The organism is Solibacillus sp. FSL W7-1464, from assembly GCF_038004425.1.
In the GTDB taxonomy this organism is placed as follows: domain Bacteria; phylum Bacillota; class Bacilli; order Bacillales_A; family Planococcaceae; genus Solibacillus.
In genome coordinates this window covers 293,177-315,085 of the sequence record NZ_JBBORC010000001.1, presented here as the reverse complement: position 1 = coordinate 315,085, position 21,909 = coordinate 293,177, and the positions used below count along the sequence as shown (strand labels likewise).

At 40.5% G+C, this 21,909-nt stretch carries 20 protein-coding genes; 10 read left to right on the top strand and 10 right to left on the bottom strand.

The window, feature by feature from the left end; genetic code table 11:
- Nucleotides 1-251 precede the first annotated feature (251 nt).
- Nucleotides 252-1,190 (top strand): carbohydrate kinase family protein, encoded by a 939-nt coding sequence (locus MKZ25_RS01555; RefSeq protein WP_340799834.1) that lies wholly within the window; start codon nt 252-254, stop codon nt 1,188-1,190.
- Between the two features lie 52 nt (nt 1,191-1,242).
- Here the strand turns inward: MKZ25_RS01555 and MKZ25_RS01550 are convergent, their stop codons facing one another.
- From MKZ25_RS01550 to MKZ25_RS01525, 6 genes are all read right to left on the bottom strand, one after another.
- Nucleotides 1,243-2,616, bottom strand: a complete 1,374-nt coding sequence (locus MKZ25_RS01550; RefSeq protein ID WP_340799833.1) for a sensor histidine kinase — start codon at nt 2,614-2,616, stop codon at nt 1,243-1,245.
- Nucleotides 2,613-3,281 carry a response regulator transcription factor gene (locus MKZ25_RS01545; protein WP_340799832.1) on the bottom strand — a complete coding sequence of 223 codons (669 nt, stop codon included), beginning with the start codon at nt 3,279-3,281 and terminating at the stop codon, nt 2,613-2,615. The genes MKZ25_RS01550 and MKZ25_RS01545 overlap by 4 nt, the downstream gene beginning before the upstream one ends.
- A gap of 104 nt (nt 3,282-3,385) precedes the next feature.
- Complete coding sequence (locus MKZ25_RS01540) at nt 3,386-5,488, bottom strand: MMPL family transporter (RefSeq protein ID WP_340799831.1); 2,103 nt, start codon at nt 5,486-5,488, stop codon at nt 3,386-3,388.
- A 517-nt stretch (nt 5,489-6,005) separates the two neighbouring features.
- Nucleotides 6,006-6,683 carry a GNAT family N-acetyltransferase gene (locus MKZ25_RS01535; RefSeq protein ID WP_340731343.1) on the bottom strand — a complete coding sequence of 226 codons (678 nt, stop codon included), beginning with the start codon at nt 6,681-6,683 and terminating at the stop codon, nt 6,006-6,008.
- On the bottom strand, nt 6,684-7,793 hold the full coding sequence (locus MKZ25_RS01530; RefSeq protein WP_340799830.1) for a mandelate racemase/muconate lactonizing enzyme family protein: 1,110 nt from the start codon (nt 7,791-7,793) through the stop codon (nt 6,684-6,686).
- Nucleotides 7,794-7,813: 20 nt separating this feature from the next.
- Nucleotides 7,814-8,425, bottom strand: coding sequence for a flavin reductase family protein (locus tag MKZ25_RS01525; RefSeq protein WP_340799829.1), 612 nt, complete (start codon nt 8,423-8,425; stop codon nt 7,814-7,816).
- Nucleotides 8,426-9,233: 808 nt separating this feature from the next.
- On the opposite strand from MKZ25_RS01525, the gene MKZ25_RS01520 reads away from it, so the two are divergent.
- The 9 genes from MKZ25_RS01520 to MKZ25_RS01480 all read left to right on the top strand — a co-directional run bounded on the left by MKZ25_RS01520 (nt 9,234) and on the right by MKZ25_RS01480 (nt 18,701).
- Nucleotides 9,234-10,508: an L-lactate MFS transporter gene (locus MKZ25_RS01520; RefSeq protein WP_340799828.1), complete on the top strand. Its 1,275-nt coding sequence runs from the start codon at nt 9,234-9,236 to the stop codon at nt 10,506-10,508.
- A gap of 152 nt (nt 10,509-10,660) precedes the next feature.
- Nucleotides 10,661-11,845, top strand: a complete 1,185-nt coding sequence (locus tag MKZ25_RS01515) for a YbfB/YjiJ family MFS transporter (protein WP_340799827.1) — start codon at nt 10,661-10,663, stop codon at nt 11,843-11,845.
- Between the two features lie 119 nt (nt 11,846-11,964).
- A complete protein-coding gene (locus MKZ25_RS01510) occupies nt 11,965-12,798 on the top strand; it encodes a MerR family transcriptional regulator (RefSeq protein WP_340799826.1) in 834 nt (277 codons plus the stop codon).
- 112 nt (nt 12,799-12,910) lie between these two features.
- Entirely contained in the window at nt 12,911-14,074 is a 1,164-nt protein-coding gene (gene norA, locus MKZ25_RS01505; RefSeq protein WP_340799825.1) for a multidrug efflux MFS transporter NorA, read from the top strand.
- A gap of 67 nt (nt 14,075-14,141) precedes the next feature.
- Nucleotides 14,142-15,338, top strand: a complete 1,197-nt coding sequence (locus MKZ25_RS01500; protein ID WP_340799824.1) for an ornithine--oxo-acid transaminase — start codon at nt 14,142-14,144, stop codon at nt 15,336-15,338.
- Between the two features lie 81 nt (nt 15,339-15,419).
- The gene (locus tag MKZ25_RS01495) at nt 15,420-15,977 is read left to right on the top strand and encodes a DUF1273 domain-containing protein (protein WP_340799823.1); all 558 of its coding nucleotides are present in this window, start codon (nt 15,420-15,422) and stop codon (nt 15,975-15,977) included.
- A 106-nt stretch (nt 15,978-16,083) separates the two neighbouring features.
- On the top strand, nt 16,084-16,395 hold the full coding sequence (locus MKZ25_RS01490) for a hypothetical protein (RefSeq protein WP_340799822.1): 312 nt from the start codon (nt 16,084-16,086) through the stop codon (nt 16,393-16,395).
- 603 nt (nt 16,396-16,998) lie between these two features.
- Nucleotides 16,999-18,390, top strand: coding sequence for a class II fumarate hydratase (gene fumC, locus MKZ25_RS01485; RefSeq protein ID WP_340799821.1), 1,392 nt, complete (start codon nt 16,999-17,001; stop codon nt 18,388-18,390).
- An 86-nt stretch (nt 18,391-18,476) separates the two neighbouring features.
- The gene (locus tag MKZ25_RS01480) at nt 18,477-18,701 is read left to right on the top strand and encodes a hypothetical protein (RefSeq protein ID WP_340799820.1); all 225 of its coding nucleotides are present in this window, start codon (nt 18,477-18,479) and stop codon (nt 18,699-18,701) included.
- A gap of 53 nt (nt 18,702-18,754) precedes the next feature.
- On the opposite strand, the gene MKZ25_RS01475 is transcribed toward MKZ25_RS01480, so the two are convergent.
- From MKZ25_RS01475 to pilM, 4 genes are read right to left on the bottom strand one after another with little or no spacing between them, the layout of a single operon-like run.
- Entirely contained in the window at nt 18,755-19,507 is a 753-nt protein-coding gene (locus MKZ25_RS01475) for a prepilin peptidase (protein WP_340799819.1), read from the bottom strand.
- 33 nt (nt 19,508-19,540) lie between these two features.
- Nucleotides 19,541-20,251, bottom strand: a complete 711-nt coding sequence (locus MKZ25_RS01470) for a potassium transporter (protein ID WP_340799818.1) — start codon at nt 20,249-20,251, stop codon at nt 19,541-19,543.
- Entirely contained in the window at nt 20,251-20,841 is a 591-nt protein-coding gene (locus MKZ25_RS01465; RefSeq protein WP_340799817.1) for a PilN domain-containing protein, read from the bottom strand. The genes MKZ25_RS01470 and MKZ25_RS01465 overlap by 1 nt, the downstream gene beginning before the upstream one ends.
- Nucleotides 20,838-21,815 carry a type IV pilus biogenesis protein PilM gene (gene pilM, locus MKZ25_RS01460; RefSeq protein WP_340799816.1) on the bottom strand — a complete coding sequence of 326 codons (978 nt, stop codon included), beginning with the start codon at nt 21,813-21,815 and terminating at the stop codon, nt 20,838-20,840. The genes MKZ25_RS01465 and pilM overlap by 4 nt, the downstream gene beginning before the upstream one ends.
- Between the last annotated feature and the right edge of the window lie 94 nt (nt 21,816-21,909).

The window sequence follows — 21,909 nt, the reverse complement described above, 5'->3', positions numbered from 1 at the left end:
GAGTATGAAGCCAACACAATGTTGGTCACAAAAGCGTTGCCACAGGGCGTGAATTTCTTAGCTTTTGGTCCTATTCTCGGTCATGCCCTTTCCGAAAGAAGTCCCAACCCGCCCCTGTTGAGCGAATGGAATTTAATACTATCCAACAATTGAGCAGGCGCCTCAATTTACAATCATTAGGGTAAATATTTTTAATTCCAGTAATTTTATGCCAATATTTAGTGAAACACATATATTTGGAGGAAATGGAAATGAAAAAAATTCTTTGTATTGGCGAGTTGCTCATCGATTTTTTTACAACTCATACCGAAGTATCCATTTTAGAGGCGAAAACATTTGAAAAACAGGCAGGCGGTGCTCCAGCAAATGTAGCAGCAACAATCGCAATGCTGGGAGGACAGGCACATTTTTGCGGAAAAGTGGGCGATGATGTATTTGGTCACTTTTTGAAACAAACGCTGGAGCAAACAGGGGTTCATACAGATCAGCTGATACTGGATCCTTCTGCAGCGACTACTTTGGCTTTTGTTTCAAGACAGAAAGATGGTGAGCGGGATTTTATTTTCAATCGTGGCGCAGATGAATTATTGTGTATCGAAGATGTGAATCTGCAGCAGCTTATGGCAATGGATATGATTCATTTCGGCTCAGCCACTGCCCTTTTAAGTGAACCTTTTAGTAAAACATACGAACAATTAATGCAAACGTTGCTAATGCAAAATCATTTTATTTCATTCGATCCTAATTACCGTGCCGACTTATGGAAGCATAATTCTGATCTTTTCATTCAAAAATGCGAACCTTTCGTCGAGGCCGCACACTTCATAAAAATGAGCGATGAGGAATTGTTATTGTTCGCAAGGACGGATAACTTCAAACAGGCAATCGAATGGCTGACACAGTTTACTGATAAGACAATCGCCATTACACAAGGTGCTTCCGGTACAATGCTTATTCAAAACGGGCAAACTACAACCGTCCCGGCATTTCCCGTAAACCCCATTGATACTACCGGCGCCGGTGATGCTTTTGTCGGTGCTGTTTTGTATCAGTTAAGTAAATATGAAGATACAAATCTATCGTTCAATGAATGGATAACCGTTATCGAATTTGCCAACCGTGCTGCAGCAAAAGTATGCGAAAAAGTCGGTGCAATCGAAGCACTATCTTCATTAAAAGAACTTCAATAATAAAAGAGGCGCGTTAAAAGTCTCACTCCACTTTTAACGCGCCCTTCTTCTATTAATGGACATTTAAAACAACTGTCACTATAGTTCCCTTTCCAAGCTCGCTTTCAATTGTAAACTGTCCCGCATGCCGGTTAACGATTTCTGTTACAATCGCCAAACCTAACCCGCTGCTTTGACTTGAGCGTGATGGGTCTACCCGGTAAAATCGTTCCTTCACTTTTTCAAGTGCTTCTTCAGGAATACCGATCCCGTTATCTTTTATCGTTACAAAAATCTGATTGTCCTTTTTACTGCATGTTACAATAATTTTCCCTTTATCCTCGCTGTAGCGAATAGCATTTGACAGCAGATTGTCCCAAACTTGCTCCATTAATTGCTCATCTGCAAAAACTTCAACCGGTTCCAGTTCGTATACAAGCTCCATCTGCTTATCGTCCAGTTTCCATCGCTTTGAAAATAGCCGTTCCTTCAACTGTTTGTCTAACGAATAGGTCTTTTTTTGAACCGGTAAATTTTTCTGATCAAGCGAGCTCAGTAAAAGCAATTGCTTTGTTAATGCGGAAAGGCGCTTCGTTTCCTGCTCAATAATCTCCAAATATTGCACACGTTCTTCTTCTGTATTGTCCGCGTCCTTCAGTACATTCGCATAGCCTTGAATGTTGAGCAACGGTGATTGAAAATCGTGTGATACATTATTGATGAAATCTTTCTTAATCTGATCATTTTCAGCGAGACGATTGGCCATCTTTTGAAATTGTGTTGCAAGCTGCCCGAGCTCATCATTACGATCAATCGTTAATTGGATATCATAATTTTCAAGAGCGATTTGCTTTGTCGCCTGCTGCAATTGCTTCAACGGTCTTACAAGCTGGCGGGCAAGCAGGATCATTGTCATTAAAATAACGACAGCAGTAATAATAATAAAGCTAACGATTAATAAATGCATTTCCGAAAACAGTGTGGCATTTTCCTGACGAATAAAAAATGCATAGCTTTCATCATTAAGTTGAAACGATATACCGATTGTATTTCGAATATCATTTGCGAAATGATTCATAAAGTAGGAAGAACCATTATAATCACGAATGCCGTGATAAACATCATCGGTACCGACAATACCTGACATTTCCGGCGTGAGCTGTGCTTTTTTAAATGCACTTCCATATGATTTTAAACTACCATCAGGATAGATAACCCCTATTTGGTAGCCGAGCTTTGCAATAGACTCAAAGTAGGCGTCCGCACTTTCTTTCGGCATTGATTTTAAAATTTGCTGAACTTCCTGGGCTACCCCATAATTTTTAGCATCTGTATCAGGCCGAATTTGCGCTTTATAAATTTGTCCGATCAACAGCATCGACATCGTAATGCTTATGACGATTACAGCCAGTGTCACGATAATATATTGCCTGTATAATGTTTTCATTTCAATTCCTCAATTTTATAGCCGATTCCACGTACGGTTTGAATTTTCACCTGTGCATTCACTTCTTCCAAACGGCTGCGCAGACGCTTAATATGTGTTGTCAGTGTAAAATCATCGCCGTCATAATCATAGCCCCATACTTGTTCCATCAGCTGATCACGTGTAAATACGACTTCCGGTCTTGAACACAGTATGCTTAATAGCTCAAACTCTTTAAGAGGCAATAACGATACCTGCTCTCCTACTTTCACTTCATACGTTTGCCGGTCAATGAGCATATTGGCAATCTTTATTTGGCTGCGCTCAACTTTTTGAAAGCGTCGTAAAATCGCGCGCACTCTAAACAGCAGTTCTTTCGGTTCAAATGGCTTCACCATATAATCATCTGCCCCTGCCAAAAAACCTTTTTCCTTATCATCAAGCGTTGTTTTTGCAGTCAGCATCAATACGGGTACACCGATTTCAGCAAGATTTTTCGTCAAACTTATGCCATCCATTTTCGGCATCATTACATCGACAATCGCCAAATCGACCGGCTCCTGCTGCAATATATTTAATGCTTCCATACCATCACTTGCAAACAGCGCTTCGAACCCTTCTTTTTTCAAATGGATGCCGATTAATTTTCGTATAAATGCATCATCATCTACAACTAATATCCGCATTGAATCACCGCCTTTTATATGTTAATTTCTCTTACATCTAAATTTATTATCATTCTATCCATAAAAAGAGACATCGAATTTCTCGATGTCCCTTCATCTAACCATTACTTCTTGTCTTTTTCAAATGTTAATATCAGCATTGGCAATAACATACCGCGTACTAGGAATGTATCAATAAGAATACCTACCGCAACGATAAAGCCGAATACGAATAGATCGGCAATCGGCATTGTCATTAATGCCGCAAAAGTTGCTGCGAGTATAATACCTGCTGACGAAATAACGCCGCCAGTATTACGGATAGCAATCTCCAGCGCCTGTTTCACTGTTGAACGTTTACGCTCTTCAAGGAATCGAGACACTAAAATAATGTTGTAATCAATACCTAGCGCAACTAGGAATACGAATGCATAGACAGGCACACGCGTACTGATCGCATCATAGCCAAATAATACATCAACAAGGAAGATGCCCAATCCTAATGCAGATAAATAAGAAACTAAAATTGTGGCCATCATGTAAATCGGCATTTTCCAAGACTTCGTAAGGACAAATAATAATACTAGAATTAAAATCGTCTCTAAAACTACAATTTTAATAATATCACCGTTGTTTACATCGCGTTCATCCAGCAGTTTTGCTGTTGTTCCAGCAAAGTGCAGCTCACCGTCAATGCCGGCTGCCGCTAAATAATCCGCGCTGTTTTCACGCATTTCTTCAAGCTTATCGATCGCTTCCGGATCATATGGATTTAAATCAAAAGCCATTGATAATTTCAGCTTTGTTTCATCTTCCGAAACGGCTGATGGACGAACAGACGCAATTTCATCTTCAGCTAATAACGCTTCCGTTAAATCTTGCTTTTGCTGTTCTGTTAATGCCTGTTCACTTTCGACCAATAGTGAAGTCGGTGCAAGTTCCCCTTTATCAAAGCGCGACTCGACGATTTCATAGCCGACACGTGATGGCAATTCTTCAGGGAAAGATTTTACCGTATCAAATTCGTAATCTAAATTGAACACATTTAATGAAGTAATAATCATGAATATCAGGACTAATCCACCTGATAAATAAGGTTTGTTTACGACAAACTTGGCAATTGCTCCCCAAATTCCATGCTTTACTTCTTTTGTCTCACCAAATTTCGGTACTTTCGGCCAGAATGCTTTACGGCCAAATAACGCGAATAGCGCCGGTACTAATGTAATTGAACCTAGCATAATAACAAATACGGCTGTACCAAAGATCGGCGCGAAGTTTTGGTAGTCACGGAAATCTGCGAAGAATAATACAAGCATTGCTGCCAATACTGTTCCGCCCGCAAAGAATACCGGCTCGCCAGTTGCACGCATCGCATATTTCATCGCTTCATATTTGTTTTCGTAATGGTTCAGTTCTTCACGGTAGCGCGAGAACACGAATAATGAGTAATCGATTACTGCAGCAAACAATAGGATACTCATAATCGATGTTGTAGAGTTATTGATTTCTAGACCAGCTGCCCCCATTAATGCAACCGACTGATTTACTACTTGATAAACAATAACCGTTGCCAGTAACGGAATAATCGCTAAAAGCGGAGAACGGTAAATAATGATTAATAGAACTAAAATAATCCCGATTGTTGCGAATAATAGCTGTAAGTCTGCTTGTTCAAACAGTTTTACTGTATCGCCGGCAATCCCTGCTGGACCAGTAATATAGAACTGTGTATCTCCTGTTTTTTCGGCAGCTTCATTTCCGATTTCAGATGCAAAATCATTAATTTCCGCATATTCCGAATTTCCAAGACCTTGCTCAAGCGTCATCGGCACGATCATCGTCGATTTATCTTCCGACGTGAACCCTGCTAAAGCTTGTGGCGGCAAGTTTGAAATGTCAACAATTTGGTCAACACCTTCAATGTTTTCCTCAATCACTGCATTTAAAATTTCTTTTACGCTGTCGACGTTAATTTCCCCGTTTTTATTATGGAAAACCAATATACCGGGTGTTCCTTCATCATTCGGGAAGTACTCGCTTAACTTATTTTCAGCGATAATTGATTGTGCATCATCCGGCAGTGATTGGAAGTTTGTCACTTTATATTCACTTAGCATTGGACCGGCGCTTAAGCCAATCATCAACACAAGCCAGACAATGAGTGTAATCCAGGCACCGCGTTTTGTTGAGACCCAATCTGTAATTGGATTTAAAAACTTGTTCATCGATATCCTCCTTTTTAACACCTCTGCATTATAAAGGAGCTATATGAACTTCATATAAACTTTCCGATAAATCAATTCAATAGAAAAGACCAAAATATCCATTTTTCAACATTTTGGTCCTTTACATCACAACTGCTCAGCCATTTATGTATGAAAACCTGTATGAAAACGAATTAAATTTATAATAATTTTATAGAAATGAAAGCGAAACCAATGCCTTTAAATATAGATTTCACGGCGTTCTTCGTAATTTCTATAAGCTGCCGACCTTTAAAAAAACACTTTACTTAATTTTCTGAATATTTTATAATTATGAAAAGGAGTTGATACACATGCCAAACTATACTTACATTGCATCTGACGAAAATGACGTATCTTACCTATACGAAGATAACGGTGATTGCTACGATCTAGATTGCTTTGACGACAATGATATTTAAAGGAGTATTCATACGACATGGACGGAATTAAATCGATAAAGGATGTGGCGATTAACTGATTATCGCCACATCCTTTATTATTTTACATATTGTATCAGCCAGTCCGGCCCATCCGCTTTCATCGATATACCGATATAGCCTGATTTAAGAAGCTGCTGCTGCGCCTCTGTATTTTCCATCGGGACATACTGTTCTTCAGACCAATCATACCCCTTATAAGGAAGAGACTTCATAAACACATAGCGCAGTTTCCCGCCATACTTCAGCTTCAATGCTGCTATATGCATATTTTGCGAAAACTTGTCCTTTAAACTTGCGATATTGCCTGGCATGACCGTTGCACAAACTGTATTAAATTTCGATTCATCCACTTGCTGCATAATGATGTCCGCCATCGTACGCTGCAGACGATAACCGCGATAATCCGGATGTACATTGGAAATTTCCTGATACAGCACTTTTCGCAGTTCTTCCTCTGTTTTCAAGCCAATATCATAGCCTAAATGTTCTTCATCAATCATTGGTTCCAGCAGTGCCCGGAATGCAATTAGCTTTCCTTCAACGAAAACCCCGATCATCAGCCCGTTCCCGCTTAAAATAAAGCTCAGCTCTTCATGATCAAGCGGCTGCAATATTGCTTTATCCGGCAGTGCATCGACTACTTCCTGCTGCAAAGTGATCAGTTCCGGTATATGTGTTTCATCCAATAAATACACTTCGTATCGTTCATTCCCTAAAAATCCTGATGCGATCATTTACTGCACCACACTATGCTCACGTGTTAATTCCGCTAATATCGCTTCGTCCACATCGACACCTAACCCTGCACGTTCATTCAACTGAATAAATGGAACATTATATTGAAGGTTTCCGATATCTTTCGAGAATTTTAACGGTCCTGTTAATTCTACACTCGTAAATACTTTGTTCGAGAAAGCTACATGGAAACCTGCCGCAGAACCGACCGATGACTCGACCATTGAACCGATTTGGCATTCAATTCCCGCCATTTCCGCCATATGGGCAAGCTTCATCGCCGGATACATTCCTCCACATTTCATCAACTTAATATTCACTTTGTCCGCTGCACGCTTCGCAATAATTTCGCGCATTTCACGTACACCTCGTAAACCTTCGTCAATCATGACAGGAATCGATGTTTTCGATTTAATTTCAACCATACCATCAATATCATCTGCACGTACCGGCTGTTCAAGCCAGTCGATGTTCAATTTCTCCAGCTCACGAACTGCTTGCATCGTTGTTGAACTGTTTACCCAACCTTGATTAACATCAACACGAATTGCAATTTCATTTCCGACACGTTCACGTACTGCTTTTATGCGGGCAACATCACTCGCAACATCGCGTCCGACTTTCATCTTGAATGAGTTGTATCCCATTTCCACACGTTCTGCCGCTTCATTTGCCATCTTTTCAGGTGTTCCGATGCTTAACACATGTGTAATCGGAAACTTCTCATAGTAACGTCCGCCTGTTAACTGGTAGGCAGGCATTCCAAGTTTTTTCCCAGCCAGATCAAAGCAAGCGATATCGATTGCCGCTTTGGCAGCCGGAGCACTGTAGATAAGCGCGTCCATTTTGGCATGGATCTTTTCAAAATTCATCGCGTTTTCCCCAATCATTGCTGGGGCAAGCGTATGTTTTAATACAGCATACGTGCCTTCCAATGTTTCACCTGTCACATGTTCATCCGGCACTGCCTCTCCCCAGCCGACTAACCCGCATTGTGATGTCATCTTTACAATAATGGATGGCATGTTCGGATAAGTCCCGTAGCTCACGATAAATGGTTCAATTAATGGTAATTCAATATTAAATAATTCAATTGTTTTGATTTGCATTTTCCATTGTTCTCCTTTATTTAGCGCGGGCGCTCAATTGTAAATTGCTCGCCGATTTTTGCATAGTCATTTCCCGCAAGACGGCTTATTGCGCCAAGACCGTCCGGATCAATTCGACCATCTTCATACAGAGTTTCTTCTATATGATAGTACACGACTTTTCCGATAATCAGATCACAGCCGACAGTTTCATCATCGCCGCCAAGTTCCAATGCTTTTTCAAGGACACATTCCAGTCGGACTTTTGCTTCCTTCACACCCGGGACATCGATTTTTTCGCTCTTTACCAATGTCATTCCCGCAAGTGCTACTTCACTTTCGTTTGGCGGCAAGTTCGCTGCAGTTTCATTTACTTGCTTTACATTATCAGTATCGACAATATGAACAACAAATTGCTCATTTTCACAAATATTTCTCGCTGTATCTTTTTGATCCCCTTTTTTTCGTTGGATACTTACCGAAATCATCGGCGGATTTGAAGATACAATATTGAAGAAACTAAAGGGTGCCGCGTTTACAACACCTTCTTTGGAAACGGATGTGACAAAAGCAATCGGTCTCGGAATAATGGAGCCAATCAAAAACTTATAATTTTCACGTTCGGATAATAGTTTTGGATCTATTTTTTTCATAAAAATTCGCCTCTTTTCTTATCACTAATTTGACTTTAGAGAACAGAACGTAACACGTCAATTAATTTCTTTAAGTTTAAATAGAGGCTAAGCATTTTTATACATATCCCTCCAGTTCCATTTTTTATGTGAATTTCAGCCCCTATTTACAGGCTTTTTTAAGGTAAATAAAGTAAAGAATCTCCTTCATCTCTCAAAATAATTTCTTTTTTAAACAAAATTCTTCGGCTTAACTTCAAAAATTTCATTTTATTTCAACTGTTATAAACAGTTTTGCCTAATTCTTTTAAATTAATAATAACAATAGTTTTTCGGGGCTTAGTTGTAGGCAAAACGTTGATTTACCAATGCATAAAGTATCTTTCGAGTTAATTTCACGTGTATTAGTAACTGTTATATTATGAATCCAAAAGTATTTTCAGTTCATCTCATTTAAGCATATAAGAGAAAAAATGAGCACAATTAAGTATTTTTAGTTATTTAAATACGATTTATTATAGTTTACAATATTATCCTCCCGCTCAAATATTGTTATATTAAACTAATACTAAAACCTCACAAAACCTTGATTTATCAACGTTACAACGCATTTTGACCATCAAAAAATATTTACTTTAAGCACAATTTCATTACACAAAAGAGAAATATATGTTTTTTCGAGATAATTATTTCTAGTAAATTCTACTTGCGCAAAATAATAAGTTAGTGTTAAGTTTATGTACATGGACGTTCATATTTTTGACATAACTACTTCAAGTAGAGAAATGTCGTATAACTGATATTTATTTTTGTGTGAGGGGGAATATTTTTGAAAAAGAATCGTTGGTTAATTGCTGCATCAGCAATCGCTATTCACCTTTCAATCGGTGGAGCTTATGCATACAGTGTGTATAAAAATCCAATCGCCGCAGAGCTTGGATGGGATGCATCGCAAATTACAATCGCGTTTACAATTATGATGGGGTTAGCAGGTTTTGCTGCCGCACTATTTGGTAGTACAGTAGAGAAATTAGGACCGAGAAAAGCAGCGATGGTTGCTGCAGTACTTTTTGGTTTAGGTCAAGGTGGCGCAGGGATTGCAATCGCTATGGATTCGGTTGTCTTATATTGGTTAACATACGGGTTATTAAGCGGTCTCGGGATGGGAATCGGTTATATCGCTCCAGTATCAACACTTGTTAAATGGTTCCCGAATCGCCGTGGTTTAGCAACGGGGATGGCGGTATTAGGATTCGGTTCAGGTGCATTAATTACAGCACCGGTTGCCGTAAGTCTAATGGATGCTGTAGGAATTTCAAACACGTACTTTATTTTAGGTATTAGTTATTTTGTATTAATGATGATTGGTGCACTTTACATCGCTCCACCTAAGCCAGGTGAAGTAGAGGAAGCTGTTGCTACAGGTAAAACTAAGACTCAGGAAATCGCTCAAATGTCAGCACGTGAAGCTGTTCGTACGAAGCAGTTCTGGATGCTTTGGGCAATGCACTTAATTAACGTTACATCTGGTTTAATGATGATTTCTGTTGCTTCGCCAATGTCTCAGGAAATTGCCGGTCTATCAGTTGCCGCTGCTGCGACAATGGTTGGTTTAATGGGATTATTCAATGGGGGCGGTCGTTTACTATGGGCGGCTGGATCAGATTATATCGGGCGTTCCAACGTATTCGTGATTTTCTTCACGATTCAATTGATTGCCTTTATTACATTACCATTTACGACAAATGCCCTTCTTTTACAACTGTTCATTTTCTTAGTAGTTAGTTGTTATGGCGGTGGCTTCTCGAACTTACCAGCATTCGCGAGTGATTTATTCGGTACAAAGCAACTTGGCGTAATTCACGGTTATTTATTAACAACATGGTCACTTGGTGGTATTTTTGGTCCGATTATCGTATCGACAATTCACGAAGCGACAAACAGCTATATTCCAGTATTCTATTTATTCAGCTTCTTAATCGCAATTTCATTAGGTATATCTTTACTTTTACGTTCAGATTTAAACAAAATGAAAAAACAGCGTGCAAAAGAAGATGCAAGCGCCAACAACAAAGGGAAACAGGGAGCACCTGCTCATTCATAAGGGGATTATATAGAGATGAAACGGAAGTATTCTACTTTCGGTTCATCTCTTTTTTATTTTTCTCTCATTTATGCGGGTATTTTCTCTATTACTCTTGAATTTAAGAGTGTTACAATTACTGCAAGGGATGTTTTTTCCAGGGGGGGATGTTCATGAACCGTCAACATTTCAGTGTTATTTTAGGGGGCATTTTATTTTTAGCTGTTGCAATGGGAATTAGCCGCTTTGCTTTCACACCGGTTTTACCATTTATGCGTGTTGATGAAAACTTATCGTTTGCACAAGGCGGTTGGCTCGCATCAAGCAATTATATCGGATACTTCATCGGGGCTTTAGGGGCCGGCCTTGTTTCCAAATCAAAAAAGAACTTCCTATTAATAAATGTATTTCTTAATGTGTTCTCGATTATTTTAATGGGATTGGTTGAATCTTATATAATCTGGATAATGCTGCGTTTTATGGCCGGTTTAACGAGCGGCTTCATATTTGTTCTTACATCAAGTATTGTCATGGATTATTTAGCAGCAAATTTATTAACACGCTGGAGCGGCTATTTGTTTAGCGGAATCGGATTAGGTATCGCATTATCCGGTCTTTTTGTACCATTTTTTGAAGCATTCTTTAACTGGCAAGGGGCCTGGCTTGGACTGGGTGCATTATCTTTTTTATTTTTGACAGCGACCATCTTGTTATGGCGACAGCTAAACGTGGCGAATCATACAAAACAGCCAAAGTCTGCGGACAATAATATTTGGCGCGGATTTATGCCATGGCTGATCATTGCGTATGGCTTGGAAGGGCTCGGCTATATCATTACAGGAACTTTTTTGGTCGACATTATTTATAATATCGAATCATTGCGTGCCTATGCAGGATATAGTTGGGTACTGGCCGGGCTGGCAGCTATTCCTTCAGCACCGATCTGGATGAAATGCATGACCCGTTTCTCTCCGGTTTCAATGATGACTACAGCCTTTTCCTTACAGATCATCGGCATTTTGCTTCCTGTTTTATCACAATCGGCATGGAGCGTACTAGTGTCGGCGATGTCATTTGGCTTTACGTTTGTCGGACTCGTAACGATGTCGACTGCCTATGCCAGACAGCTGTTTCCAAAGCAAAGCAACTATGTCGTATCTATATTGACTACATTTTATGCTACCGGACAAATTATCGGACCGGTCATTGCATCTCGTCTTGAAACTCATTTCCGCACGTTTAAAGCTCCCCTGCTGTTTGCAGGCGGTACTGTTACACTCGCGCTTGTACTTTTACTCATCGGGTATTTCTACAGCAGGAAAAGCACGGTTCATTTAGCTGCGGATATAAAATATTGAAACTCAATCACATCTCATGAAACTTCAGAGATGTGATTTTTCGGGTTTCCCAAAATAATTTACCCCTGTCCCCCATTAATGTTACGATACCGGTAACATTGTACTTCGGAGGACATCCTATGGAAGAAAAACATTATTCAATCGGTGAGGTTTCTAAACTGACGAACATCTCTATCCAAACATTACGCTACTATGATCAGATCGGCTTATTCAAACCTTCCTATGTCGATCCTAAAACAAATTACCGCTACTATAAAGACTCACAATTTTATCATTTGGACATTATTAAATCATTGAAATATATTGGTGTATCATTAGAGGAAATTAAAGCAGCACAGCAGTTTACCCCTGCCGAACTTCTCTCTTTTTTGCAGCAGCAGGAAAGTGTCATCGAACAGCAAATGAATCGCATGTACGAAATTCAGCAGTCCTTATATAAAACAAAAAGGCAGATGGAAGAACAGCTCGCGATCGATGTAATGAATACGGTCTATTTCAAAAATGAAGAATCGGTCCGTATTTTGTCGATTAAAACAAATGAACTGACACCGTACTATATTCCAAACACATATTACAGTTCCTTAATTAAAACATTGGAAGTTGAAAACAGCTTGCTGAGCAACCGGTATGGATGCATTTTCCCTTATCAGCAATATGACAGTCTGAATGACCTGCATTACAGTCATGTTTTTACACCGCTCATTACAGACCGGTTTATTACCCATTTAACAACTGATATGGATGTGAAAACGATACCTGCTGGACGCTATGTATGCATTGCGTTTATTTTTGAACGGGACACGTATTTAACACAATACCAAAAGCTCTATCATTATATAGAAGAGCGGCATTTACAGGTTGCTCCGGTTGTCTATGAAATCTTCATGCCCCTTAACTATTCTCCAAACGAAGAAGACCAGTTCATCGTGGAATTAAAGATTAAGCTGCTTTAATTAATTTTTACTATTACTTAAAACAGCTCTATTGACTCTATAGCTACTGCAGGGTTTATGTTAATAAGTGCGGATTAACGATTTTTTCACAACTTAATAAGGAGCAATAACAATGAAAGACTATAAAATAACATTAGGGCTACTATTATTAAACCTGTTCATCGCCTTTCTAGGAATCGGTTTAGTGATCCCGGTACTCCCTACTCTAATGAATGAACTGCAATTAAGCGGCAAGGTTATCGGCTATTTAACGGCAGCATTCGCAATTGCACAACTGATTGTTTCACCACTCGCTGGTAAAGCGGTTGATAAATACGGACGTAAAATTATGATCGTCCTCGGATTATTTATTTTCGGTATTTCGGAATTTCTATTCGGTTTAGGGAAAACGATAGAAGTTCTTTTCATTTCCCGTGTATTAGGCGGAATCAGTGCGGCGTTTATTATGCCTGCTGTTACAGCATTTATTGCAGATATCACGACGATGGAAACACGTCCAAAAGCACTTGGCTATATGAGTGCGGCCATTAGTACAGGTTTCATTATCGGACCAGGTATCGGCGGATTTTTAGCCGATTTCGGTACACGTGTGCCTTTCTACTTCGCAGGGGCGCTCGGTACAACAGCAGCGATTTTATCGATTATTTTACTGCGTGAACCGGAACGTAATGCGGAAAACACGGAAAATGCACCGGCACAAACATCCGGATTCAAACGTATTATGGAACCGATGTACTTAATCGCGTTTATTTTAATTTTTGTCGCATCATTCGGACTCGCGGCATTCGAATCGTTCTTCAGTCTGTTTGTCGATCATAAATTCGGGTTTACCCCAATGGATATCGCGATCATTATTACAGGAGGCGCGATTTTCGGAGCAGTTGCACAAGTTATGCTGTTTGACCGGCTTGCACAAAAATGGGGAGAGATCAAACTCATTCGCTACAGTCTGATTTTATCGGGCATTCTCGTATTTTTAATGACTGTTGTCAGCTCCTATTTTGCTATTTTACTCGTCACATGTATCGTCTTTATCGGCTTTGATTTATTCCGTCCTGCCGTAACGAGCTATTTATCAAAAATTGCCGGCAACGAGCAAGGCTTCGTCGGCGGGATGAACTCGATGTTTACAAGTTTGGCCAATATTTTCGGACCTATTTTAGGCGGGATGTTATTCGATATTGATATTAACTATCCATATTACTTTGCAACGGTTGTCATCTTCTTCGGTATTCTGTTAACATTAATTTGGAAGAAACCTGCATCGTATATGTAAATTTTTTCTGTCTTTTGCAATGGATTTATCTGTTTTACAAGTAAATTTGCTTAAGGAGGATTTCATCATGACAACAAAATCAGAACAACTTATTTCAACTACGGAAAAATTCGGGGCACATAATTATCACCCACTTCCGATCGTAATCGAAAAAGCAGAAGGTTCTTGGGTGACAGACCCTGAAGGCAACCGGTATTTAGACATGCTTTCTGCGTATTCCGCTTTAAACCAAGGTCATCGCCACCCGAAAATCATTCAGGCTTTAAAAGATCAGGCGGACACGGTGACACTTACATCACGCGCATTCCATAGTGCGACATTAGGTGTCTGGTATGAAAAGGTCAGTAAGCTAACAGGCAAAAATATGGTGCTGCCGATGAATACAGGTGCTGAAGCTGTCGAAACGGCCATTAAAACAGCCCGTCGCTGGGGATATGAAGTAAAAGGCATCGAAGCCAACAAAGCGCAAATTATCGGCTGTAACGGCAATTTCCACGGCCGTACAATGGGTGCTGTGTCTTTATCCTCGGAAGCGGAATATAAGCGCGGATTCGGTCCGATGCTGGAAGGCTTCACATTAATTCCTTACGGCGATATTGATGCGTTGAAAGAAGCCATTACACCGAATACAGCGGCATTTATCGTCGAGCCGATTCAGGGAGAAGCAGGCATCATCATCCCGACTGAAGGCTTCTTAAAAGCAGCGTATAACTTATGTAAAGAAAATAATGTTCTGTTTATTGCAGATGAAATCCAAACAGGTTTATCACGAACAGGAAAACTATTTGCCTGCGAATGGGAAGATGTTACACCGGACGTCTACATTTTAGGTAAAGCGCTGGGCGGCGGTGTTTATCCGATTTCCGCAGTTGTTGCAAATGAAGATATACTTGGTGTGTTCAATCCAGGTTCACACGGCTCGACTTTCGGCGGTAACCCGCTTGCATGTGCCGTATCGATCGCAGCGATTGATGTATTACTAGATGAAGAGCTGACGAAGCGTTCATTGGAGCTTGGAGACTACTTTAAAGCACAGCTTCAGACAATTGATAATCCGGTTATTAAAGAAGTTCGCGGGCGCGGTCTTTTCATAGGCGTTGAGCTACACGAATCAGCTCGTCCCTATTGCGAAAAACTGGCAGAACGAAAATTACTTTGCAAAGAAACACATGACACCGTAATCCGCTTCGCCCCACCACTAATCATTTCAAAAGAAGACTTGGATTGGGCAATCGAGCAGATTAAAGCTGTTTTTGGTGAATAAATAGTATATTAAGAGGGCGCTGTGTTATGCATAGTGCCCTTATTTTATTGATGGTTAAGCAAAGGAGACTAATGACTACTGATGAAATCACTTTATATTACGGGCTACCGTACCCATGAACTAGGGATATTCAATGACAAGCACCCCGGTGTCCCTGTTATTAAAAAGGCGCTGGAAAACCAGCTGCGCATCCTTATAGAAGATGGCCTCGAGTGGGTCGTGATCAGCGGCCAGCAAGGTATTGAAACATGGGCGGCACAAGTTGTACTTGAACTTAAAAACGACTATCCGGTACTCAAATATTCCATTATCACCCCCTTCTTGGAACAAGAAAAAAATTGGAACGAGCATAAACAAGAGACCTATATGCATATAGTAAGTAAGGCCGATTTTGTGACAAGCGTGACGAAGCGCCCTTATGAAGCTCCATGGCAGTTTATCGAAAAGGACAAGTTCATTATCGATAACACGGATGCGACACTGCTCGTCTACGATGAAGAAAATGAAGGGTCCCCAAAATATGTGCTTCGCCTCATCCAAAAGTATATGGAGCAGCATGATGATTACGAGCTGCTGATGATCAATGCCTATGATTTACAAATGGTGGCTGAGGAAATGCAGCAAGGAGATGATTGGTAAAAAATATGTAAATGTCTAAATTTAGTAAATTTTCTGATTACAGCTGTTTGTTTTGGGGTATAATATATTAAACAAATTATATTTTACTATTTAAGGGGGCCACATTATGAACCAATTGACGATGATCAATGAGACGACACCGATAAATATCGCGCACCACACGTATAAGCGCGAGTGCAGATATACGAGAGGCATCAACATTCCCCTCGAAGATATCGAAAGAATTTTATACGGGTTGAGCGATGATGCGCTTCACTATTTCGAATTCCATAATATCGCTAAAGAGATTAAGCAAGGTACATTATTAAATGGCTATGCCGGCCTTGCAAATATTATTTCAGACTATTATAAGAACGAAAAAAATCTGGAAATTCCTGAACTGACAAATGGCCGGGATTTTTATGTAAAAATTGTTTAATTCAATTAAGGGGATGACTTCCTAAGTGAATACCAAAAATAACAACGTCTAAAGTACCCTATTTCACTGGTGCTGTAGACGTTGTTTTACATATTGGAGATTCAGCAAATCGAATTTTCCGAAAATTTATTCAATAAAAGCATTGACTTCCTAATTGATAAAGATTATCATTATCATTGTAAGGTTAGCAAAACCTTTTCGATACTGTTCCCCCCAGTTCAGATTCGAAACTCATTAATTACTTTTCTCATATTTCGGAAAGATAACACATTTATCTTCATTCAGTAGAAAACACTCCCCTCTGTTCGTGGGTGGTGAATGCTTGTTCTATTGGATTCAGCAGGCGTTTCAAATGCCCGCTGAATGAAGATAAGCCTCCGGCGGATGTCATAGATTTTTAAAGGCATAATGAAGTCAGCCTAAATACGTCACATCGTGTGACAACGGCTGACTGACCCACATCCGGTGGGCCTAAAAAATCTGGACACAATTATGCCGAGGCGTAATTGATCTTTTCTCCTGGAAGAATGGCAAATCCCCTCACACGATTTGCCATTTTTTCATGGAAAGTTGGGTATACATATATTAAAGGAGATGATTTAGTTGGAATTCCGTATTGAAAAAGACACTTTAGGTGAAATTCGTGTACCGGCAGATAAAATTTGGGGTGCACAAACACAGCGAAGCAAGGAAAACTTCCAAATCGGGACAGAAAGAATGCCGATTGAAATTATCCGCGCCATGACCATTTTGAAAAAGGCAGCGGCGATTGCCAATAATAAGTTGGGCAAGCTGTCCGATGCGAAAAAAGATGCGATTGTTGAGGCAGCCGATGAAATTCTTGCAGGCAAATGGGATGAACACTTTCCTCTTGTCGTATGGCAAACAGGCAGCGGTACACAGACAAACATGAATGTGAACGAAACGATTGCCCACCTGGCGAATGAAAAGCTGACGGCGGCCGGCTCCGATGAGAAAGTTCATCCGAACGATGACGTGAACAAATCACAAAGCTCGAATGACACATTCCCTACTGCGCTGCATATTGCTGCAGTCGAAATCGTAGAGAACTATTTAATGCCGCGCTTAAAGCTGTTACAAGCGACATTAAAAGAAAAGGCATTAGCGTTTAACGATATTATTAAAATCGGTCGTACGCATTTACAGGATGCAACACCGCTTACATTGGGCCAGGAGATTGGCGGCTGGCATCATATGCTGTTGAAATGCGAAAAAATGATTATGGTGAACACGCAGTTCATGAAGGAGCTTGCGATTGGCGGTACTGCCGTTGGTACAGGCATTAATGCCCATCCGGAATTCGGTGCCCGCACAGCCGCAGAAATCAGCAAGCTGACAGGCATTGAATTTACATCTGCCGAAAACAAATTCCACGCACTGACAAGTCATGATGAAGTCGTGACAGCGCACGGTGCATTAAAGGCACTGGCTGCAGATTTAATGAAAATCGCCAATGACGTACGCTGGCTGGCAAGTGGCCCGCGTTCGGGTATCGGTGAAATCACAATCCCTGAAAACGAACCAGGCTCATCGATCATGCCTGGTAAAGTAAACCCGACTCAAAGTGAAGCGATGACAATGGTCGTGACACAAGTTGTCGGTAATGACGCAACAATCGCCTTCGCAGCATCACAAGGTAATTTCGAATTGAACGTATTCAAGCCGGTAATCATCTACAACTTCCTGCAATCAGCCCGTCTGTTGGCCGATTCGATGAAATCATTCAACGACAATTGTGCAGTCGGCATCGAGCCGAATATGGAAGTGTTGGACGCAAACCTGAAAAATTCGTTGATGCTTGTTACTGCGTTAAACCCGTATATCGGTTATGAAAATGCGGCGAAAATTGCAAAAACGGCGCATAAAGAAGGCACAACATTAAAAGAAGCAGCCATTGCATCAGGTCTTTTAACAGAAGATGAATTTGACCGTTATGTTGATCCAAAAACGATGATATATCCAAATGCCGAATAATTTTTAGCTATCCTACACAACCTTCCAACAAGTTTAGTCAATTACTCTCATCCGGTAATAAACTAATGTTGAGGAGGTTGTTTTTATTGAAAAAAATCCAATTTGTAAAGGATGGTTATGAAATCGTCATAAATATTCGCAGGAATATACAGAACGAAATGACTAAATATGTTGAAGCAGAAGCCTATTATAATGATTTTGGCAACTACCGCATATTGGTTTTAGGAGATACTGTGGAAAAAGTAGTGGAACTGGCAACATATGAACTTCTGACTAATCACCCATTTGAAAAAGTCATAATCGATTATTAAGAAATACTTAAAGGGATGCCCCGAAGATGAATTCAGGACACCCCTTTTTAACATTATAGTAAGTTTAAATACATATCGATAAGCTGGTCACCGTAAAAGTAAACAATGATGGCGGCAATGGCAATCGATGGTCCGAACGGCACAGGGGTTTTTCGCCCTTTTCCGCGAACTTTTAATATGACGATTCCGACAATCATCCCGATGACCGAAGCTAAAAATAAGGTTAATAACGTATTGAACGTTCCCAACACTAAACCGATCAGTAAAAACAGCTTAATGTCTCCCCCACCCATTCCGCCTTTGGAAATGACCGCGATTAACAGTAGAATTGAAAATCCGATTGCGGCGCCGATAATACTATCCCACCATGGTTCAAGCGGAGAAAGAATTCTGCCAATGATCAGCAGCGGCAGGAAAAACAATAAAATTTTATCCGGAATGAGCATGTACGCAATATCCGAAGCATTGATAATGACCAATAGTGAAATAAACAGTAAGGCTACCGCCAATTCCCATGTGATGCCGAGCTGCCATGTAGCAAATGCAAACAGCAGACCTGTTACAAGTTCAGTAAACGCGTAAATCGGCGATACTTTCACACCGCATGTCCGGCATTTCCCTCGTAAAAATATGTACGAAAAAACAGGAACGAGTTCAAAAGCCTTTAAACGTCGATTGCAATGGACACAGTGAGACGGCGGTGTCACAATCGACTCTTTTTTCGGTACCCGTAATCCGACTACATTGTAAAACGAACCGAAAACCAATCCGAAAATCCCCGCAAATATTGTATACATAATCTCCATTTCAGATGCTCCTTACTTGTACCTGCCCTTTTATTATTCGTAGTAGAAAGTAGTGACTTGAATATTAGCTGTTACGATTTCCGATGCTTCTTCTGTAAATTTATCTTCTTCACCGGGAAGCGCGAAATCAATAATATCGATTCGCATCACGCGTTCCTTCTTTTCAATTTCTTCAATGAACTGCAGCAATTTTACGTCATTTGGTGCAGCGACGTTGATGTTAAATGTAACCAGCTTCAGTGAAGGCGGTAATGTTTCTACAGCGATTGTGGAAACCGGTAATTCTTCTGAAGCCCCTGTACCCTCTGTTTGATCAATAGCACTCTGTGTTAAATCAGATAAAGCCCCTTCTTCCGTTTCCGGTGCAGAAAGCGGGTCTTGTAGTCCCGAACTGGAAACAAGTGCATCATAGTTGTTGAAATCGATGCTTTGAATACGTGAATCTGTTACATACTGCATTTCCTCAATCGATAAAATCAGTTCATCAATTTCCCGGTTTTCCGGCACTTTTTGGCGTAGTGCAAATACATTTACATTCGTTTGAGATTGCTGTGACTGATTTGTTGCAATCGTTTCTTCGATTGCTGCAATTTCTGTATGAAGGCTGTTAATCTCAGAACGAATCATCTGTTCCTCGTCCTGTTTCGGCTTGACGACATAGTAGTACATAGCAAACAGCAAAGCCATCGCCAATGCAATCACGATAAGGAGTGTCCCGTTTTTACTACTTGAGATGGAATTCATTACTCTTCACCTCCAGCAGCTACGTGCAATTGATTGATGACGAGGTAAATTCTTACGCTATATCTCGGTACTTCCGTGAATTGCTGTGTCTCATTAACTTCCTCACCAGTTGGGTTGAATTCAAAATTTTGGATTGTTCCCACTTGAACGTCATCAAAATACGGACTTTTTTCCAGCTGGCGTACATATGTTGAAATAGCATTCAATGTTTCGAAATCAATCGTTACTTGTACGCCCGTCTCAGAAAATGAATAGGAACGCAAATATGTATCCGTCGGCAATAAATTTCTTGTCTCCATTATAATCGGCGAGACCGAATATGAAACACGTTCAACAAAAGCAACCGATTCTTCCAGTGAACCTTGACTTCCTGTTTGAGATGAAGCAACTTCAGCGTTTAATGCATCTCTTGTCAGCAATAACGAATCACGTTCCTGTACAGCACTCGCTATTTCGCCTTTTGCACTGAAATAAGTGATTGCCAGCAAGCCTAGTGTCAATATCGATAAAATCCCAACTAATATAAAGGCTAACTTTAAACTCGTCGTACCCTTTTCAATTTTGGGCAGAAGGTTAATATCAGGAATCATTCGTTAACCTCCTTTAAAGCAAGTCCCAGCAAAGTCGCATGCTTTGCTTTGCAGTTCGGAAAATGCTTGCTGATGATTGCGTCATTGACAAGACATATTGGTACAGGCAGATTTTCGCTCAGCAATACTTCGATTGACTGTAGTAGCGGGTGATCCCCCATAACGACAATTTCATCCACTTCTCTTTCTCCTTTATGGAGCGAGAATTTAAAGAAGTTCATCATACGATCGATTTCCAGCACCTGGTCGGTAGTTGCTGCACGGAAATCATCCAAATCAGCTGTATAGTTAAATTCGACTTCGCCATTTTCAACAATATTTTGCTGCCAGTTATCCGGATCCGTCTCAATCGTCTGAAACCGTAGAAACTCTACTTCTCCATTAGAATAGATGCAAATCGACAATTCATTGATTGACCAGTCCGTCACCAAATATGTTCGCTTCGTATCGATAAATTCGATATGTTCAAGCAGCCTTAAATTACATAAAGCTCGAATATCGGCGACTTGCGGATGCAGATGGTTGTCCAACAGCAGACCGATCATTTTGCCGACTTCATCAGGCGGTGCGGCAAACAAAACCGCCTTTCCGTCTCCTTCAATCGGGTCATGTATATCAATAAGAGGCTCCTGGAACGGCAGATGAATCGACTGGCCGACTTCCATTTGCACATATTCTTTCAGGTTTTTACCGCTGATATCAGCAGGATGTTCGAATGTTTTCAATAAAATCGATGTATCCGGCACAAGGAAGCGCACATTTTGCTTTCTTCCGCCCCAGTTTTGGACATTTGCTTTCATTAGTTCATACAGCGCCATCTCATCATTAATGGACCCTTCCTGGACAGCAGTTTTCGGTAAAGGCGTTTCGTATATAACGGGCTGATCCACTGTTGCGCCTTTTAAAACGAGTGCACGCATCACATAATCATTGATGACAATGGATACATGCGATTTTCTTTTCATATTGAACATAGAGGGATCCTCCCCTTTAACCTTTAATGTAATGCCTAATTTTAGAAGCGCCCATCTGTAAGCGCGCAATCATCACTCAATGGAACACCCAAAC

Bases quoted from the DNA above. Each gene is read 5' to 3' on its own strand.
- MKZ25_RS01555 (WP_340799834.1), top strand. From the start codon at position 252: ATGAAAAAAATTCTTTGTATTGGCGAGTTGCTCATCGATTTTTTTACA.
- MKZ25_RS01550 (WP_340799833.1), bottom strand. From the start codon at position 2,616: ATGAAAACATTATACAGGCAATATATTATCGTGACACTGGCTGTAATC.
- MKZ25_RS01545 (WP_340799832.1), bottom strand. From the start codon at position 3,281: ATGCGGATATTAGTTGTAGATGATGATGCATTTATACGAAAATTAATC.
- MKZ25_RS01540 (WP_340799831.1), bottom strand. From the start codon at position 5,488: ATGAACAAGTTTTTAAATCCAATTACAGATTGGGTCTCAACAAAACGC.
- MKZ25_RS01535 (WP_340731343.1), bottom strand. From the start codon at position 6,683: ATGATCGCATCAGGATTTTTAGGGAATGAACGATACGAAGTGTATTTA.
- MKZ25_RS01530 (WP_340799830.1), bottom strand. From the start codon at position 7,793: ATGCAAATCAAAACAATTGAATTATTTAATATTGAATTACCATTAATT.
- MKZ25_RS01525 (WP_340799829.1), bottom strand. From the start codon at position 8,425: ATGAAAAAAATAGATCCAAAACTATTATCCGAACGTGAAAATTATAAG.
- MKZ25_RS01515 (WP_340799827.1), top strand. From the start codon at position 10,661: ATGAACCGTCAACATTTCAGTGTTATTTTAGGGGGCATTTTATTTTTA.
- MKZ25_RS01510 (WP_340799826.1), top strand. From the start codon at position 11,965: ATGGAAGAAAAACATTATTCAATCGGTGAGGTTTCTAAACTGACGAAC.
- norA (WP_340799825.1), top strand. From the start codon at position 12,911: ATGAAAGACTATAAAATAACATTAGGGCTACTATTATTAAACCTGTTC.
- MKZ25_RS01500 (WP_340799824.1), top strand. From the start codon at position 14,142: ATGACAACAAAATCAGAACAACTTATTTCAACTACGGAAAAATTCGGG.
- MKZ25_RS01495 (WP_340799823.1), top strand. From the start codon at position 15,420: ATGAAATCACTTTATATTACGGGCTACCGTACCCATGAACTAGGGATA.
- MKZ25_RS01490 (WP_340799822.1), top strand. From the start codon at position 16,084: ATGAACCAATTGACGATGATCAATGAGACGACACCGATAAATATCGCG.
- MKZ25_RS01475 (WP_340799819.1), bottom strand. From the start codon at position 19,507: ATGGAGATTATGTATACAATATTTGCGGGGATTTTCGGATTGGTTTTC.
- MKZ25_RS01470 (WP_340799818.1), bottom strand. From the start codon at position 20,251: ATGAATTCCATCTCAAGTAGTAAAAACGGGACACTCCTTATCGTGATT.
- MKZ25_RS01465 (WP_340799817.1), bottom strand. From the start codon at position 20,841: ATGATTCCTGATATTAACCTTCTGCCCAAAATTGAAAAGGGTACGACG.
- pilM (WP_340799816.1), bottom strand. From the start codon at position 21,815: ATGTTCAATATGAAAAGAAAATCGCATGTATCCATTGTCATCAATGAT.